Annotated in this window: 2 protein-coding genes; both read right to left on the bottom strand. The window is 60.5% G+C overall.

All coding sequences use genetic code 11. The features are described from left to right. Positions 1 to 724 (bottom strand): pyridoxine 5'-phosphate synthase (gene pdxJ / locus AC1DRJ_RS27145; protein WP_477804862.1); only part of this gene is annotated, 724 nt, incomplete at its 3' end. 43 nt (positions 725 to 767) lie between these two features. Next, complete coding sequence (recO, locus tag AC1DRJ_RS27140) at positions 768 to 1454, bottom strand: DNA repair protein RecO (protein ID WP_477804861.1); 687 nt, start codon at positions 1452 to 1454, stop codon at positions 768 to 770. Positions 1455 to 1558: the final 104 nt, after the last annotated feature.

Here is a 1558-nt window from a genome sequence, read left to right as displayed (position 1 = left end):
GGATCAGCGCTTTCATCTCCGATACCGCCGACTTGAAGCCAACAAACAATGCATGCGCCACCAGTGCATGGCCGATATTCAGTTCGTTGATGCCCTTGATTGCCGCCACCGCTTCCACGTTGTGGTAGTGCAACCCGTGCCCGGCATTGACGATCAGCCCTTGAGCCAAACCAAACGCTACGCCATCGGCCACACGCTTGAGTTCTTCAGCCACGTCAGTCGGCGTCTCGACATCGGCGTAACGACCAGTGTGCAGTTCGATAGCCGGCGCACCAACACGACGGGACGCTTCAATCTGCCGATCATCTGCGTCGATGAACAGCGACACTTCGCAGCCAATCTTGGACAACCGATCCACGGCGGCCTTGATCCTAGCTTCCTGCCCTGCTACGTCCAGGCCACCTTCAGTGGTCAGTTCCTGACGGGTTTCCGGGACCAGGCAAATGTGCGCCGGGCGGATGCGTTCGGCGAACACCATCATTTCTTCGGTGACGCCCATTTCGAAGTTCATGCGGGTTTGCAGCACGTCCTTGAGCAGCAGAACGTCGCGCTCCTGGATGTGCCGACGGTCTTCACGCAAATGCACGGTGATACCGTCAGCGCCCGCCTCTTCCGCGTCCAGTGCAGCCTTGACCGGGTCCGGATAGCGAGTGCCCCGGGCCTGACGCAGGGTGGCAACGTGGTCGATGTTCACGCCAAGAAGAATGCGATTGCTGGTGGTCACGGAAGCGCTCCTGAAGAGGGGAAAGTTCGGTGCACAGCATACCCTATGGCTTTCGAAACAACTCTCGGGAAACCAACGGACGACCACCCAGATGAACGGCCAATGCCTGACGCATCAAACGCTTGGCGGCGGACAGCGCTCCGGCTGCAGTCCAGTCGGCATCAGCCATGGCCAACAGTTCGGCGCCATTGAACAGTCCGGGTTGCAGCAGATAGACCCGCTCCAGACCAGCATCCACCTGTAAGCGGTAGAGACCGTCCGGGGCGATGGGCTCGCCGTGGATATCGGTGGTCAGTGCAAAGCCGTAACCGAGATCGTCCAGCAGGCGCCATTCGAAAGAGCGCAACAACGGCTCCAGTGGACGGCCTTCGGCCAGTGCGAGCAAGGTCGCGGCGTAGTGGTCGAACACCGCGGGGTGCGGGTCTTCGGCGGGCAGCAGGCGAATCAATAGTTCATTAAGGTAGAGGCCACTGAACAGCGCCTCACCACTGAGCCAGGTTGAAACACCGGCGGCTTCCATCCGCCCGACGTTCTTCAATTCACCACGCCCCCGGAATTCGACTTCCAGCGGCACGAACGGCCGCGCCAATGTCCCGGCCTTGCCCCGCGCACTGCGCAATACCGCCCGCAGCCGACCTTGCGGCGTAAGGAAGTCGACCAACGCACTGTTTTCGCGGTAGGCGCGGGAGTGGAGGACGTAGGCGGGTTGGGCGATGGGGGGTTGAGACATGCGGTTCGAATATCTCTGAAGGAAGAATACAGCCAGTGCAAACAGCACTAACCAATGTGGGAGCGGGCTTGCTCGCGAAGGCGGCTTGACATTCAACCTCTTCG

The sequence above is a fragment of the Pseudomonas sp. P5_B2 genome (assembly GCF_056400445.1).
The sequence above is the reverse complement of the archived record's forward strand: the minus strand, read 5'-3'. Positions and strand labels throughout refer to the sequence as shown.